The sequence below is a fragment of the uncultured Microbacterium sp. genome (assembly GCF_963524805.1).
Lineage (GTDB): Bacteria > Actinomycetota > Actinomycetes > Actinomycetales > Microbacteriaceae > Microbacterium.
This window is the reverse complement of the sequence record NZ_CAURGG010000002.1, coordinates 367,267-380,747: the sequence shown is the minus strand read 5'-3', so window position 1 is coordinate 380,747 and position 13,481 is coordinate 367,267. Positions and strand designations below refer to the sequence as shown.

The window sequence follows — 13,481 nt, the reverse complement described above, 5'->3', positions numbered from 1 at the left end:
GACCGGTCCGCGGCAGGCCGGTCACGCTGGCGAGCTGTGGAGGATGACTCGATCGAACAGGGCGAGCTCGCTCGCATCGGGGATCTCGAGTCTTCGACGGGATTCGTTCAGCACTTCGCTCGTTATGGGAGCCGCTCCGTATGGCGCCGCAGAGTTACGAGCCTCAAGCCGTCGCGACAGTTCCTCCAGGGGGATATCGAAGTAGTGGAACTCGGTGGTAGCACCGAGGACGACAGCGATCCTGCGAATCTCATCGCGCTCTTCTCGCCTCCAGGTTCCGTCCTCGAGGATGACGTTCTGCCGGTGTTCGAGCAGCTCCTTCCACAGCTGGTCGAGCCGGCGCTGGAGGTTGACGCGTATCGGATCGAAGAAGTCGACGCCGAGATCTGCCATCCACTCGTCGGTGCTGAAACGAATCGCGCCGGTCTCCCGTGCTCGCCGGCGCGCCGTAGTGGTCTTTCCGGAACCAGGCAGCCCGCACAAGAGCGCGAGCAGCGGCCGGTGGATCATGCTCTTGGTCGCGGTCATCTGCCCTCCGGGGTGGCGAAGAACGAGGAAAGCCCTCGAAAGCATGCCTTGCGCTTCGCACACGATTCTTGACCATCGGGGATGATGCTTACGTGCAGGCGCGTCGCGAGCCCCGTTGGAATCACAACATCCATTTCCATCGGGTGGTGATGGATGCGATTCCTGCCGGCGCCACTTCTGCCCTGGACGTGGGAACCGGCGACGGCCTGCTCGCAGCCGATCTGCGTGACGCGATCGACGACGTCACCGCCGTCGACATCGATGCCGGCGTACTGGCGAGAGCGGCGGCGGAGTACAGCGGGATCATCTGGATCTGCGGGGACGTGATGAGCATGGAGCTGGGTCGCACATTCGATGTCGTTGCGTCGGTCGCCACCCTCCACCACCTGCCCGACCTGTCTGCGGCAATCACACGCCTGGCGGATCTCACCGCACCGGGGGGCGTCCTGGTGGTGGTCGGCTTGGCTCGATCCACATCCCTCCGTGATCATCTCACCGGCGTCGTGGGCGCAGTCCAGCACCAGTGGTACGCGCGCACGAGGACTGTCTGGGCGCACTCGGCACCGACCGTGTGGCCCCCACCGCACTCTTATCGCGAGGTCCGCGAAAGCGCCGGAAAGGTTCTCCCCGGAGCTCGTTGGCAGCAGTTCCCGATGTGGAGGTACGCGCTGACCTGGAACAAGCCCGGCTGAGTGGATCCCCCGGGATGAGTTCCCGCGTGTCGATGTGAACATGACATGGCCGAAGAGGCGCAAGATGTGACGTGAAGGCGAGGTGCCACGCATGGATGCCGGTGGGGAGCACGTCGGTCCGGTTTCGCCGCGGCGGTTTCGGTGAACGGGCGCTCATGGGCCCGCGGCGGTGCCATTCTCGCCCTCTCGGTGGGGATGCTGAGTGGCTGTTCGTCCTCCGAGGATGCGCCCGACCCCGCTCTGGTTGCCACCGTCGGCGATCTGGTCAGCTCCAGCCGTTCCGCCGAGCTCGGCCTGACGCTGGACGAGGATGACCGCATCCTGCCCGGCACCCTCGCCACGCTGCTCTCGGACATGGCGCAGGAGATGGCCGCTTCGATCACAACGCTGGAGCTGACAGTCCCCTCCGACGAGGCCGACGAACGCTACCGCGCAGCGGCCCTCGTTTCCGCCCGCACCGCCCTCGAGTCGCTGACCCTGGCACAGCAGGGCGACACCTCCACCGCGCTGGATCAGCTGCATGTTCAGGGGACCGAATTGGCGAAGCTGGAGGATGCCGGGTGAAGAAGATCTTCGCCGTCGCGCTCGGTATCCTCACCGCGATCGGCGGATTCGTCGACATCGGCGATCTGGTCACGAACGCCGTCGTCGGGTCGAAGTTCGGCCTGGGGTTGGCGTGGGTTGTGCTGCTCGGTGTCGCCGGCATCTGCCTCTACGCCGATATGGCGGGCCGGGTCGCAGCGGTCAGCGGCCGCGCAACCTTCGAGATCATCCGTGAACGCCTCGGCCCTCGCGCCGGGCTGGCCAACCTCTCGGCGTCTTTCCTGATCAATCTGCTGACGCTGACGGCTGAGATCGGCGGTGTGGCTCTCGCGCTCCAGCTCGCCGCCGGAGTCGGCCCGGGCATGTGGATCCCGGTGGCCATCTTCGCTGTGTGGATCGTGATCTGGCGCACGAAGTTCTCGATCATGGAGAACGTCGCGGGCCTGCTCGGCCTGACCCTGCTCGTCTTCGTCGTCGCGCTGTTCCTGCTCAAGCCCGACTGGGGGCAACTGGTATCGCCCGCCGTGCAGCCTTGGGTGGCGGCATCCAGCAGTCCCCTCTCCTATTGGTTCTTCGCCGTCGCCCTGTTCGGCGCTGCGATGACCCCCTACGAGGTCTTCTTCTTCTCCTCCGGTGCCGTCGAGGAGAAATGGAAGAAGAGCGATCTGGCCACCGAGCGGGCGAACGTGTTCATCGGGTTCCCGCTCGGGGGCCTGCTGTCGCTGGCGATCGCCGGCTGCGCCGCTGTCGTCCTGCTTCCTCAGGCGATCGAAGTGACCACGCTGTCTCAGGTGGTGCTTCCCGTCGCCCAGGCGGGAGGACAGCTGGCGCTCGCATTCGTGATCGTCGGCATCCTCGCAGCCACCTTCGGAGCGGCGCTGGAGACCACCCTGTCTTCTGGGTACACGCTGGCCCAGTTCTTCGGGTGGAGCTGGGGCAAATTCCGCCGGCCCGTCCAAGCTGCCCGGTTCCACATCGCCATGATCGTCTGCCTGCTGATCGGCGGCGGCATCCTCGCCACCGGCGTGGATCCGATCCAGGTCACAGAGCTTTCCGTCGTCTTCTCGGCGGTCGCTCTGCCCCTGACCTACTTTCCGATCCTCCTCGTCGCCAACGACCCGGGTTACATGGGCGACGAGGTGAACGGGCGGCTCCGCAACGGTCTCGGTGTGGCCTTCCTCGTCATCATCATCGTCGCGGCGGTTGCGGCCATTCCGCTGCTCATCGCATCTGGAATGGGGTCCGCATGAGCCGTGCGAGAGAGCCGCAGCATCCGCTGGAGTGGTATCGCGACCCCGGTGGGCGCGGCGTCGATGCCCGTCTTCACCTCCTGGACCGGCAGATGATCGACGTCGACGGCGTTCCGGTCAGCACGGTGGATGACGTCGAGCTGACCGGAGTCGAGTTCGGTCAGGCGATCGACCATGATGCGCCACCGCGCGTCTCAGCGCTGCTGGTCGGGGCCGCCGTGATCACGCGCCTCTTCGGCGGGAGCATCCCTCGTTCTCGGTGGGACCGGATCCCGTGGGACGACGTCACGCGGCTGGGGATCGTCATCGAACTGGGCACCCACGGTGACGATCTGGACGCGACCTGGCTGGAGCGGTGGTTCCGCGACCGCATCATCGCCAAGATTCCCGGGGGTCGCCATGCTCCTGAGTGACTTGCTCGACCTGCCGGTGACTGCGCCTGACGGCTCACGGCTGGGGTTCATCGTCGACGTACGATTCCGCCGTACGGCCCGACGCGGTCGCCGAGAGGGCGACCTCGAGCTGATCGCCCTTCTGGTGAGCCCGCATACCCGCCAGTCGACGTACGGATACGAGCGGGGCAGGGTCACAGGGCCGGCGGCGATCGCGAAGATCATCCGCTGGTTCCATCGGGGCTCGCGAATCGTCCCCTGGGACTGCGTCGCCCGAGTCGATCGGGATGCCGTGGTGCTCGGTGTCCAGCCGCCCACGATTCCCCTCGACACCCGGATGCCGATACCCGACGCTGCGGAGTGAACGCGGTCGACTCGCTAGGCTCGGCGGATGACCGACGAACGCCGTCGTCCGCTGCGTCGCCGGTGGCCGGTTCTGATCGCTGCTCTCGTGGCGGTATCGCTGTACGGGACGGTGGTGCTGCTCTACGCGGGAGGCCTGCGGCAGTCGAGCATCGGGTGCGAGACGGTCATCGCGGGCGATGATCCGGTCACCGTGGAGCTTCAGCCCGCGGCGGTGAACGCAGCCAACCAGCGGCTGGAATTCCAGATGACGCTGGTTCCCTCGAAGAGTCTTCTCTCCTCCGACGGATACTGCTCGAGGTGATGTGACGCTGCCATCGGTCGTGATCACGGCGACTCGCTCCGCAAGCACCGTCGCATTCGGGATCGTGCTGCTCGGGCTGATGGCGGTGACCCCGATACTCGTGCTGTTCGTAGCCATCAGCGCCTACACCGGCCGCCGGAAAGTGGAACCCACCCTCACGAGCTGGATCGGCGCGATGCTCTTCGCCGTCATTCCCCTGCGAGCCTTCCTGCCCGGCGCACCGCCGGTCGGATCGTGGATCGACTATCTCGTGGTGCTGTGGGTGATCGTCGGGCTCATCGCCGGGCTGACCATCTACATCCTCGCGTGGAACCGCTGGGGTCGCCGCGCGACCGCACGAGAGCTCGACCTAGCGTGGGAGAAACCCCTCGACGAGCCGCCTGAGCGAATCCCTTCGAAGGCGAGCTAGCTTCAGTCCTGGCCGGGGCGGGTGACTTCGGTCCTCAGGGCCCCTTGCGCGGCGGCGGATCCGCTGCGGCCCCCTCCATAACCGCGGAGCACGAACGCGAATCCGACCGCGAGAACCGCGCCGGCAAGCGGCCCTGCCACGTAGACCCAGTAGTCAGTGAAGTCCAGCGACACGAGATCCGGACCGAACGTCCGCGCGGGGTTCATCGACGTGCCCGAGATCGGACTCCCCCACAGGCCTGCCAGTGCGATGTAGCTTCCCACGCCGATCGCGCCGATGATGCCGATGTTCTGCGCTCCCGAAGCGGTGCCCAGGATCACGCTCACCAGGCCCAGCGTGAGTACGGTCTCCATCCAGAACGCCTGCAGCGAGCTGTAGCCCTCGGCAGGGTAGTTCGACCCGTACGAGGCGGAGACGCCGATGACCGCATGCAGGAACCATGCCGCTAGCGTGGCGCCGGCAAGCTGCACCAGGATGTAGCCGGGCACTCGCTGCCAGGGAAAATCACCCCGGAGCGAGAAGGCCAACGTGACGGCGGGGTTCAGGTGTGCGCCTGACACCTTTCCCATGAAGAGGATGATCCCCATCACCATGAGCCCGGGGGCGACCACGGCGGCCTGCCTGCTGATCGTCTCGGGAAAGGCCTGGCTCATCATTCCGCCGCCTGCGGCAACGAGAACGAGGAAGAACGTGCCGAACAGCTCGGAGGCGAGTCGGCGCCACTCCTGCCGCGGGTTCTGAAAATCGGCCATCGGATCCACGACCTCGACCTCGAACCACCGCTCGAACCGGCCGCGCGCCGTCGATCGTGCATCCTGCGCCATCGTCACTCCCTGCGAGTGGAGTACAAGCGCCCAGCCGGACGTCCGCTCGGCGCGAGCCTAGACCCGACTCATTCGGCTCAGCAAGTCCGTCCGGCTGTGGCCGAAGGCGACTCGTCTGACGGCACAGACCGCATCAGTTGGTGCCGTAGATCGGGACCTTCAGACCGAGGAACCCTCCCTTGGTGAGGATCGCGACGACGTCGCTGTCGTCCTCGAGGTCGTTGACCGCGGTCACAGCCCCGCGACCGACCATGTCCATCGTGCACACTTGTTCGCTCGGCGGCGTCACGTACGTGACGGTCACCTCCGCGGGGCCGGTTGCCGCGACATCCTGGATCTCGGGGATGCACGTCGAGGAGCCCCACGTCAGAATCACGAACTGACCCTTGGTGGTCGCCCAGCCCGCGCTCGGCTCGTAGTCCGTCTCACCGGACGGGTCCAGGCCCGCAACCCCGTCGAGCTCGACCACGCCGAAGTACTCGTCACCGGTGACCTCGATCTGCAGGGCCTTTTCGGGGTCGACGTCCTTCGGGACGTCGACGAGGGTCACTCGCGGGACCAGGTCCGACGTGCACGGTTCGTCCGCCGCCGGCGCGGCGAGCTCGACGTGCAGAGTGTCATCGGTGTACTGCGCCTCATCCGCGACCCGGGGAACACAGGTGGAACTGCCGAGGGTCACGAGGCCGACCATCCGGCCGCTGTCGAGCCAGGCGGCACCCAAGTCCGGATCCGGTTCGATCGTCGCCTGCGACGACGGCGACGCCGAGGTGGCGCCACCCGCCGAGCTCGCGCAACCCGCGAGCGCCATGCCCGTGACCACGAGCGCCCCGACACCGGCAGAGAGAATTCGCTTGCGTTCAGCCATGGAGTCCTTCTTTCGCGAGGTGGGATGCCGCCGCCCGGCGCACCCGTACGCACCATCGTGGCGCATTCGCGCGCATTTCTGCCGATTAGGCTGGAGGCGCGCTCGTAACCCCGTGGTCACATTGCGCTCGAACAAGGCGGTCACCATGAGAGCTCGTACCGACATCGTCGCGTGAGCGACATCCCGAGGCTCGTCGCATGGCGACGGGAGCTTCTCCAGGTTCACGAACGACTCCGTCTCGCACTTCTGGCGGCGCTCGAGGCCGCGCGCGATGGCGCGGACGCGGCGGACGCCTCGCGCGATCTCCTGCTCTACTGCCACGGCTTCTGCCTCGCCCTCGACAGCCATCACCGAGGCGAGGACGCGCTGCTGTTTCCCGCCCTGGTGGAGCAGTATCCGGAAGCAGCACGCGTCGTCAGCATGCTCCGGCAAGACCACGACATGATCGCCTCCCTTCTGACCGGACTCGACAGGGCTGTGCGGTCCGGCGACTCATCCAGGTTGCTTGCGGGTCATCTGGAGGGTCTCGCCGCGATCATGGAATCGCACTTCCGGTTCGAGGAACGCGAACTGGAACCGCTGCTCGACAAGCTCGAGCTGGACGCTGAGGCGGCCGCCGTCTTCGGCCCGCTCTGACAGCACCACACGACGACGTCCTGAAGGTCGGCGTGAGCGATCCGGTCTCCGGCTGCTTTCGGGATTCGTCGGGGCTAGCCTGGTGCTCGTGGCGACGTCGGCCTCGAGCGCGCGCGCGTGGATCGGAACGATCACGTTCCTCGTTCTCGCACCGGGAATCGTCGCGGGTTTCATGCCCTGGGTCATCAGCGGCTGGCAATTGCACGATTGGGGCGGCCCTGCGTGGGTGATTGTGCCCATCGCATGGCTCACGATAGCCACCGGTGCCGCCTTCCTCTTATACGCCTTCGCATTGTTCGCCGTGCACCGCGGAACACCGGCCCCTGTCGCTCCCACCCAGACGCTCGTGGTGATCGGCGTGTACCGCTTCGTGCGCAATCCGATGTACCTTGCGGTGCTTGCGATCATCCTGGGACAGCCGGTTCTGTTCGGCAGCGTGTGGCTGCTGCTCTACGCGGGCTTCGTCCTCGCCGCGGTCGTCGCGTTCGTGAAGGGCTATGAGGAGCCCACTCTCACCCGCACCTACGGCGACGAGTACGTCGACTACCGGCGCAACGTCCCGGGATGGTGGCCGCGGCTGACACCCTGGCGGAGGTGAGCAGCACCGGTCGAGTACCCGCCGAGTGGCAGTGACCCTGCGGAGCACCCGCTGCGCGCCGACGTCGTGACCTAGGGTCGGGTCCATGGACGCGTGGATGCCTTGGCTGATGACCGGCGCGGCGGTGGTCTTGCTCGCCGCGATCGCCACCGTCTCGCTCGCCGCCTTGCGGGTCCCCGGCAAGTGGGCTGTCGTTTCGGCGTTGGCTCGGGCGGCGCTTCAGCTTGCGGCGCTGAGCCTGGTCCTGGCCGGGATCATCACCACGCCCGCCTGGGTGGCGGTCGGTCTCGGCGTGATGTTCCTCGCTGCGGTGTGGACTGCCGCTCGGCGTTCCGGGACGCGGTTGCGCGAGGTCGGCCCGCTGTTCCTCTCGATGCTCATCGGACCCGTCGTGGTCATGACGGTGGCGTTCGCCACCGGCGCGATCGAGTTCGCCCCCCGCTACGCGCTCGCGCTGGGCGGCATCATCATCGGAAACACCATGACCATCACGATCCTGACGCAGCGGATCTACCGCACCTCCATCCGTGACCACTGGGATCAGGTCGAGGGGTGGCTCGCTCTCGGGGCGACGCCGTGGGAATCCACCCGAGAACTGGCACGGGGGGCGGTGCAGACCGCCTTGCTTCCGTCCCTGGATCAGACCCGCACCACCGGCCTGGTCGTGCTGCCCGGAGCTTTCGTCGGTGCGATCTTCGCCGGCGCCTCGCCGTTCGACGCCGGCCGTTTCCAGATCGTCGTCCTCGCCGGCGCACTCGCGTCCGGCGCGTTGAGCGGCGTCATCCTGCTGCGGCTGACCGGCCGCGTCGCACGACAGCCGCTGGGCGCGGGATAGTCGTCCTAGGCAGCATCCCGCCAGCGTACGCACTCACTCCTGCGCTTGTGCAGAGAGGAGGCTTCGATCGAGCTCCGCAAGCAGATGAGCGACGTCGTCGTAGACGGCCGCGGCACCGGCTTCCAGGAGCTCTTCTGCGCTGTATCCCCCGGTCCGGACTCCGATGCTCGCCACGCGCGCCCGTGCCGCAGCCTCGATATCCCACACCGAGTCGCCGATCATCACTGCCCGCCGGGCGGGCACGGATGCTCGCTCGAGCGCGATCTGGATCAGACCGGGGTCGGGCTTCGCGGCGTCGACGTCCTCGCCCGACGTCACCGCATCGATCGCCTCGTCCACGTGGAGCACATCGAGCAGATCCTCGAGCTCATCCTGGGGTGCCGATGTCGCGAGGACCACGACGTGCCCTCTTCTCGACAGCTCCTGAAGCAGTTCGCGTGCCCCCTTGATCACCCGAAGACGATCGGTCATGTGGCTGTACAGCAGGGCGTGCTCTCTCTGCACCGCCTCCGCCACCTCGGCTGCTTCCTCGCCGAGCAGCCGTTTGATCAGCTTGCCGGAATCCATGCCGATCGCGCGATGAATCCGCCACATCTCAACGGGGTGCCCCGTCGCCACGAACGCTCGGTCCCACGCGTCGATGTGCAGATAGTTCGAGTCCACCAAGGTGCCATCGATGTCCAGAAGAACAGCGACGCGGTCGTCATCACTCATCGTCATGTGCACAGGCAAACGGCATCCTCACCGGAAGTCGACGGGCTGGCAGTTCGGCCCGTCTTCATGTATCGCCCGAGCGGCGCGCACACTCCTCTCTGCACACGGCACGGCCAAAGGAGGTGATGCGTCGTGAGCGGGTATATCGAGATCGTGGGGTTCGTCGCCTCGCTCATGTCGTTCGTCCTCTGGTGGCCGCAGGCAGCTCTCGTGTGGAGATGCCGTCGGCGTTGCGAGGAGCTCAGGGGCGTGTCCACGTCTTCTCAGCTGCTCTTGCTGATGAACGCATGCCTCTGGGGCGCGTACGCAGTCGGCACCGGATCGCTGTGGGTGGGCGCGCCGGGGCTCGTCAACGGCCCCCTGGCCATCGTGACCATCGTTCTGCTGAGGCACGCGCGCAGAGAATTGCGGCCGCTGTCGGCGGATGGGGTGGATGTCCGCGAGAGCCGCTGACCAGAGGGGCGGCGCCGGCGAAGGAGCCGCCCGCTCCGGATGCGGTGCCTTCGGCTACCCGGCCCGAAAGCCGGGCAGCCCGGCGGTCACCGGTACAACTCGCCGTAGTAGGAGCCGAGGCGACCCTGGGAGGCGTCGTCGAACGCGGTGTCCTCATCGAACCCCGGGGAGTTCTTGATCTGGTCCTTCGTGAGGTCGACATAGACCTTGCGGTCCACGTCGTCGACGCGGTCGATGGTCCCCGCGGGGAGGATCACTTTTCTGCCCAGGATCCAGGGACCGGTGTCGACCACGAGGCGGCTCGTGCCGACTTCATCGGTGGCCTCATCGATCTTGCCGATGTCGCCATCGCGTGCATTCACCTCGTAGCCGACCAGATTGCGCGTGCCCTGTGTCGGACGCGCGGTCTGCCGGTAACTCCACGCATCCCATGTCTCCGACACACTCTCACGCGGGACAGAGGCGACGGTGACGTCCGGGGAATCGTCGCGGTTGTGCCTGCTGGCGGCGACGCCGACAGCGGCGGCAGCACCGGCTGCGGCGAGGCCGACGCCGGCTGCGACCTTGCCGGAGATGCCTGCGGTGCCGCTGTCACCACGAGACGCGGCGGCGCTCTCTATCCCCGGCTCCCCTTCGGTGCGGCTCCCGACTGTCCCGCGCCACGCACCGCTGGCATACCCTTCCGATTCGATGAACGCCTTGAATCGATCGAGGTCGCCTTCGGCCCGGTTCTCGACGACGTTGAGCTTGTCGCCGACTTTCTCGACGAGACCTTCCGGCTCGTATTCGAGAACAAGATGCACTTGAGTCTGGCCACCGCCGACGTCTTCGAACGTGACCGAGCCGGCGTTGGTGGCCCCCTCGGTCGCGGCCCAGGCGACCTTCGCGTCCGGCACCTGCTCGACGATTCTCGCCTTCCACTTCCGGCGCACGCCGGCGATCTCGGCGACCCACTCCAAGTGCTCGTCATCGAGCTGCGTGACGGACTTGATGCCGCTCATGAACTGCGGGAATTCCTCGAACTGCGTCCACTGGTTGTAGGCAACGCTCAGCGGCACGTTGACGAGGATCCTCTTCTCGACCTTCGTACTCATGGTTTCTTCCTCCGCATCGGGGTGTGCTTCGGGCGCGTGTGCAGGCCCGCGGATACCGAATCAAAACGTTCGGCTGTCCGGGTACCCCCTTGCAATTGCGGCCGACCGATGGCAGGCGTGGCAGATGGGGACCACGAGATCTAGCGGTCGAGTTGGCAGGCTCGCCACGCCGCCGCCGTCAGGAGGACGAAGACGCCGACGTACGGCACGACCAGAAGCAGCTGCAGAGGGGTGGCCGCCGCGCCGGCGGAGATAGCCCACAACGCCGGCGAGGCGAGCGGCATCCAGCCCCCGACCCCGGCGAGGACGGAGATCTGCGCCACGACGACGAGCGAGATCGCAATGCTCACGCCGGCGAGGACGGACCGTCCGAGAGTTGAAGCCCACGCCACCGGGACAGCGATCGCGGCGGTCATCACCCCGAGGAGCACCTGGCGCCCGAGCGCGGCCCAGTCCTGGAGCATGACCGGGCCCAGCCCCGCAACAAGTCCGACGACCAGGAGCATGCCGGCTAGGGCGAGGCTTGCTGCCACCGCCCAGCCCGCGTAGACGATCAGCTTCGCCAGCGCGATCGTGGACCTGCGGACGGGCAGTGCGAACAGCCCGGTGATGGTGCCATCGCCGAATTCACGGCCGAACATCCACGAGAGCACGACGCCGAAACCGAGCAGCCCACCCGCGGAGGTGATCTGCGCCGCCGCGAGGAGGAACCCGCTCCAATCTCCTGTCGCGGCCGGGCCGAGTTTCGCCAGCAGCTGCGCGTCACCGGAGGATGCAGCCAGCAGCATCGCCCCGCTGAGGATGCCGACGCCGACGACGATCGCGACGAATCCCACCCTGCCCACGGTCGAGGCGTTCAGCTTGACCGTCTCGGCCCAGATCGCCGGCCTCACTTCCGGCCCATCGCGTCGTCCAGGCGAACGACCTCGAAGAACGCCCGCTCGATCTCATGGGTTGCGGGATCGAGATCGGAGATGAGTCGACCGGCGTTGATCACGGCGATGCGGTCGGCGATCCGGGCGACCTCGTCGAGGTGGTGGCTGCTCACCAGGATCGCCGCGCCGTCCCCCGCTCGCCTCAGCAGGCTTTCCCGGAGCCGAATGACCCCTGCCGGATCCAGCGCATTCGTCGGCTCGTCGAGGACGATGATGTCCGGGTCGTGCTGCAGCGCGGCCGCCAATCCCACCCGCTGCCGGTTCCCCAGCGACAACGCGCGAACCCGCCGATCGATGTAGGGCTCCAACGCGAATTCCGCCACGGTCGCCGCGACCGCAGCGTCGATGTGGGCAACCCTGCGCATCCGCGCGCTCAGCTGCAGATTGCGGCGCACCGACAGCTCGGCGTACGCGAGCGGATATTCCACCAGGTGTCCTACGCGCGCCCACGCCGAGGACGGCGATCTGTCCATCGCTTCGCCGGCGAGCATCACCCGGCCGGCGTGGGGACGCAGCATCCCGAGCAGCAGTCTCATGAGAGTCGACTTGCCGGCGCCGTTGAGGCCGACCAGCGCGGTGATCTGCCCAGGATGCAGGTCCAGATCGATGTCGAAGACCCCGGACCCATCGCGGAACGTGCGCGTCACGGCCTGCGCTGACAGCACCGAAGCGATCATGCTCGGCCGCCCTCGATCACGCGGAGCGCGTCATGGATAGCGGAACCGAGTTCGGAATCGTCACCATCCGCCCACTCCAGCAGCGCTGCGTTCAGGGCGCCCATCATCGCGGCGGCCGCGATCCGCGCGTCAGAAGTCGGGACCCCTCGCGACTGCAGGGCCGCCGCGATTGCATCGGCACTGCTCGCGCTGTTGCGCGCGAGCGCTCCCCGCAGCGACGGCGTGCGGGATACGACGCGCAGGCGATCGCGCACCTCGACCGCCGCCGGCGCCGGAACCGCCTGCCATGCTTCTCGCACACCGGCGATCACGGCCGCCATCGGCGACAGAGTGGCGGGTTGGCGGACCACCGCCTCGGCAATCAGCGGATCGTAGGGATCGTCCACCAGCACCGCGTCCTTCGACGGGAAGTGGCGGAAGAACGTCATCTCGGTCACACCGGCACGTGCGGCGATCGCCGCTGCGGTGGTCGCGTCATAGCCCCGCTCGTCGAAGAGTTCGAGGGCGGCGCGCAACAGCGCGGAATGAGTACGAGCCGCTCTGTCCATGCAGCTTATGTTAGTGACTAACACTTTCGCTGGCAAGGGAGCATCGCCGAGCATGGCGCCCGACCTCGGCCTGCCGCCTCACTGCAACGTGGCCGCGGTGGACACCAGAAGTCCGCCGAGCATGAAGCTGACGATGATGGCGACGAGCAGTCCGGGTGAGAGAGCGGGAATGAACCGGCGCGCGCCAGTCGGGACGGTGGCGGCGTGGTGCGCGTGCGTGAGGGCGTGGCCTCTTCCGCGTTTGAGCAGCGCCCGGTTGACCGGGTAGGCGGCGAAGAACGCCACGGTCAGCGCGATCATCATCCCGACCCAGAACACGACGTTCACCAGGCCCGCCTCCATCGCCCCGGGGATCAGCGCCATGACGGCGTTGTCGACGACCTCCATCGTTGCGATCGACAGGGTGTCCGCCGCCAGAACCAGGCTCAGCGCGGCGCCCAAAGCCATGCCCGCTCGGAGCAGCGGAAGAGTCGAGAGGGAGTAGCCGAACACGAAGGCGAGTCCGATCGCGATCACGACCGTCCAGCCGGTCGACAGCCCAAGGGCCGTGCCGATGATCAAGCCCACGATCTCGCCGATCGCGCACCCGGTCAAGCAGTGGAGCGTTGCGCTTGCCGCCATGCGCCTCTGTTCCCGGACGGTTGCCGGAGTGGCGTCGTGCGCTGACGCGTCTGCATCGTGGTGGTGCTCATCGGCATGGTCCATGGTCATCGCCGAAGCTCCTGCATGATCACGATCCTCACCGATGGATCATGACGATGGCAATCCCGACCCACCCAGGACTCCGGCCGTGATCGCTCAGTGTCCGGAGCACCCGATAC

The 13,481-nt window shown here is 67.0% G+C and carries 20 protein-coding genes; 11 read left to right on the top strand and 9 right to left on the bottom strand.

What is annotated here, in order from left to right; genetic code table 11:
• Positions 1-21: 21 nt before the first annotated feature.
• Positions 22-528, bottom strand: coding sequence for an ATP-binding protein (locus RWQ91_RS06320; protein ID WP_314503718.1), 507 nt, complete (start codon positions 526-528; stop codon positions 22-24).
• A gap of 149 nt (positions 529-677) precedes the next feature.
• Here RWQ91_RS06320 and RWQ91_RS06315 point away from each other — a divergent pair, with 149 nt between their 5' ends.
• The 7 genes from RWQ91_RS06315 to RWQ91_RS06285 all read left to right on the top strand — a co-directional run bounded on the left by RWQ91_RS06315 (position 678) and on the right by RWQ91_RS06285 (position 4,481).
• On the top strand, positions 678-1,220 hold the full coding sequence (locus RWQ91_RS06315) for a class I SAM-dependent methyltransferase (RefSeq protein ID WP_314504348.1): 543 nt from the start codon (positions 678-680) through the stop codon (positions 1,218-1,220).
• 141 nt (positions 1,221-1,361) lie between these two features.
• The gene (locus RWQ91_RS06310; RefSeq protein WP_314503715.1) at positions 1,362-1,784 is read left to right on the top strand and encodes a hypothetical protein; all 423 of its coding nucleotides are present in this window, start codon (positions 1,362-1,364) and stop codon (positions 1,782-1,784) included.
• Complete coding sequence (locus tag RWQ91_RS06305) at positions 1,781-3,013, top strand: divalent metal cation transporter (RefSeq protein WP_314503713.1); 1,233 nt, start codon at positions 1,781-1,783, stop codon at positions 3,011-3,013. The genes RWQ91_RS06310 and RWQ91_RS06305 overlap by 4 nt, the downstream gene beginning before the upstream one ends.
• The gene (locus RWQ91_RS06300; protein WP_314503711.1) at positions 3,010-3,426 is read left to right on the top strand and encodes a hypothetical protein; all 417 of its coding nucleotides are present in this window, start codon (positions 3,010-3,012) and stop codon (positions 3,424-3,426) included. The genes RWQ91_RS06305 and RWQ91_RS06300 overlap by 4 nt, the downstream gene beginning before the upstream one ends.
• The gene (locus RWQ91_RS06295; RefSeq protein ID WP_314503709.1) at positions 3,413-3,769 is read left to right on the top strand and encodes a PRC-barrel domain containing protein; all 357 of its coding nucleotides are present in this window, start codon (positions 3,413-3,415) and stop codon (positions 3,767-3,769) included. The genes RWQ91_RS06300 and RWQ91_RS06295 overlap by 14 nt, the downstream gene beginning before the upstream one ends.
• Positions 3,770-3,796: 27 nt before the next feature.
• Entirely contained in the window at positions 3,797-4,072 is a 276-nt protein-coding gene (locus RWQ91_RS06290; RefSeq protein ID WP_314503707.1) for a hypothetical protein, read from the top strand.
• Between the two features lie 19 nt (positions 4,073-4,091).
• Positions 4,092-4,481 (top strand): DUF4436 family protein, encoded by a 390-nt coding sequence (locus RWQ91_RS06285; RefSeq protein ID WP_314503705.1) that lies wholly within the window; start codon positions 4,092-4,094, stop codon positions 4,479-4,481.
• Positions 4,482-4,483: 2 nt separating this feature from the next.
• Here RWQ91_RS06285 and RWQ91_RS06280 read toward each other — a convergent pair whose 3' ends face one another.
• Positions 4,484-5,305, bottom strand: a complete 822-nt coding sequence (locus RWQ91_RS06280; RefSeq protein WP_314503703.1) for an aquaporin — start codon at positions 5,303-5,305, stop codon at positions 4,484-4,486.
• A 133-nt stretch (positions 5,306-5,438) separates the two neighbouring features.
• Positions 5,439-6,170, bottom strand: coding sequence for a hypothetical protein (locus tag RWQ91_RS06275; protein ID WP_314503700.1), 732 nt, complete (start codon positions 6,168-6,170; stop codon positions 5,439-5,441).
• A 171-nt stretch (positions 6,171-6,341) separates the two neighbouring features.
• Between RWQ91_RS06275 and RWQ91_RS06270 the strand changes: the two genes are divergently transcribed.
• From RWQ91_RS06270 to RWQ91_RS06260, 3 genes are all read left to right on the top strand, one after another.
• Positions 6,342-6,806, top strand: coding sequence for a hemerythrin domain-containing protein (locus RWQ91_RS06270; protein WP_314503699.1), 465 nt, complete (start codon positions 6,342-6,344; stop codon positions 6,804-6,806).
• Between the two features lie 88 nt (positions 6,807-6,894).
• Positions 6,895-7,404, top strand: coding sequence for an isoprenylcysteine carboxylmethyltransferase family protein (locus RWQ91_RS06265; RefSeq protein ID WP_314503696.1), 510 nt, complete (start codon positions 6,895-6,897; stop codon positions 7,402-7,404).
• Between the two features lie 85 nt (positions 7,405-7,489).
• The gene (locus tag RWQ91_RS06260; RefSeq protein WP_314503693.1) at positions 7,490-8,239 is read left to right on the top strand and encodes an ABC transporter permease; all 750 of its coding nucleotides are present in this window, start codon (positions 7,490-7,492) and stop codon (positions 8,237-8,239) included.
• 33 nt (positions 8,240-8,272) lie between these two features.
• Here the strand turns inward: RWQ91_RS06260 and RWQ91_RS06255 are convergent, their stop codons facing one another.
• The gene (locus RWQ91_RS06255) at positions 8,273-8,959 is read right to left on the bottom strand and encodes an HAD family hydrolase (protein ID WP_314503690.1); all 687 of its coding nucleotides are present in this window, start codon (positions 8,957-8,959) and stop codon (positions 8,273-8,275) included.
• A gap of 243 nt (positions 8,960-9,202) precedes the next feature.
• Between RWQ91_RS06255 and RWQ91_RS06250 the strand changes: the two genes are divergently transcribed.
• The gene (locus tag RWQ91_RS06250; protein WP_314503688.1) at positions 9,203-9,406 is read left to right on the top strand and encodes a hypothetical protein; all 204 of its coding nucleotides are present in this window, start codon (positions 9,203-9,205) and stop codon (positions 9,404-9,406) included.
• Positions 9,407-9,492: 86 nt separating this feature from the next.
• Here the strand turns inward: RWQ91_RS06250 and RWQ91_RS06245 are convergent, their stop codons facing one another.
• From RWQ91_RS06245 to RWQ91_RS06225, 5 genes are all read right to left on the bottom strand, one after another.
• Positions 9,493-10,500, bottom strand: a complete 1,008-nt coding sequence (locus tag RWQ91_RS06245; protein WP_314503685.1) for an SRPBCC family protein — start codon at positions 10,498-10,500, stop codon at positions 9,493-9,495.
• Between the two features lie 140 nt (positions 10,501-10,640).
• On the bottom strand, positions 10,641-11,393 hold the full coding sequence (locus tag RWQ91_RS06240; protein ID WP_314503683.1) for an ABC transporter permease: 753 nt from the start codon (positions 11,391-11,393) through the stop codon (positions 10,641-10,643).
• Entirely contained in the window at positions 11,390-12,112 is a 723-nt protein-coding gene (locus RWQ91_RS06235) for an ABC transporter ATP-binding protein (protein WP_314503682.1), read from the bottom strand. The genes RWQ91_RS06240 and RWQ91_RS06235 overlap by 4 nt, the downstream gene beginning before the upstream one ends.
• Complete coding sequence (locus RWQ91_RS06230; RefSeq protein WP_314503680.1) at positions 12,109-12,627, bottom strand: TetR family transcriptional regulator; 519 nt, start codon at positions 12,625-12,627, stop codon at positions 12,109-12,111. Before RWQ91_RS06230 ends, RWQ91_RS06235 begins: the two co-directional genes overlap by 4 nt.
• A 111-nt stretch (positions 12,628-12,738) precedes the next feature.
• Positions 12,739-13,281: a DUF4396 domain-containing protein gene (locus RWQ91_RS06225; protein WP_314503677.1), complete on the bottom strand. Its 543-nt coding sequence runs from the start codon at positions 13,279-13,281 to the stop codon at positions 12,739-12,741.
• Between the last annotated feature and the right edge of the window lie 200 nt (positions 13,282-13,481).

Excerpts from the sequence above, each read along its gene's own strand:
- RWQ91_RS06320 (WP_314503718.1), bottom strand. The coding sequence starts at position 528 with ATGACCGCGACCAAGAGCATGATCCACCGGCCGCTGCTCGCGCTCTTG.
- RWQ91_RS06315 (WP_314504348.1), top strand. The coding sequence starts at position 678 with ATGGATGCGATTCCTGCCGGCGCCACTTCTGCCCTGGACGTGGGAACC.
- RWQ91_RS06300 (WP_314503711.1), top strand. The coding sequence starts at position 3,010 with ATGAGCCGTGCGAGAGAGCCGCAGCATCCGCTGGAGTGGTATCGCGAC.
- RWQ91_RS06295 (WP_314503709.1), top strand. The coding sequence starts at position 3,413 with ATGCTCCTGAGTGACTTGCTCGACCTGCCGGTGACTGCGCCTGACGGC.
- RWQ91_RS06290 (WP_314503707.1), top strand. The coding sequence starts at position 3,797 with ATGACCGACGAACGCCGTCGTCCGCTGCGTCGCCGGTGGCCGGTTCTG.
- RWQ91_RS06280 (WP_314503703.1), bottom strand. The coding sequence starts at position 5,305 with ATGGCGCAGGATGCACGATCGACGGCGCGCGGCCGGTTCGAGCGGTGG.
- RWQ91_RS06275 (WP_314503700.1), bottom strand. The coding sequence starts at position 6,170 with ATGGCTGAACGCAAGCGAATTCTCTCTGCCGGTGTCGGGGCGCTCGTG.
- RWQ91_RS06260 (WP_314503693.1), top strand. The coding sequence starts at position 7,490 with ATGGACGCGTGGATGCCTTGGCTGATGACCGGCGCGGCGGTGGTCTTG.
- RWQ91_RS06255 (WP_314503690.1), bottom strand. The coding sequence starts at position 8,959 with ATGACGATGAGTGATGACGACCGCGTCGCTGTTCTTCTGGACATCGAT.
- RWQ91_RS06245 (WP_314503685.1), bottom strand. The coding sequence starts at position 10,500 with ATGAGTACGAAGGTCGAGAAGAGGATCCTCGTCAACGTGCCGCTGAGC.
- RWQ91_RS06235 (WP_314503682.1), bottom strand. The coding sequence starts at position 12,112 with ATGATCGCTTCGGTGCTGTCAGCGCAGGCCGTGACGCGCACGTTCCGC.
- RWQ91_RS06225 (WP_314503677.1), bottom strand. The coding sequence starts at position 13,281 with ATGGCGGCAAGCGCAACGCTCCACTGCTTGACCGGGTGCGCGATCGGC.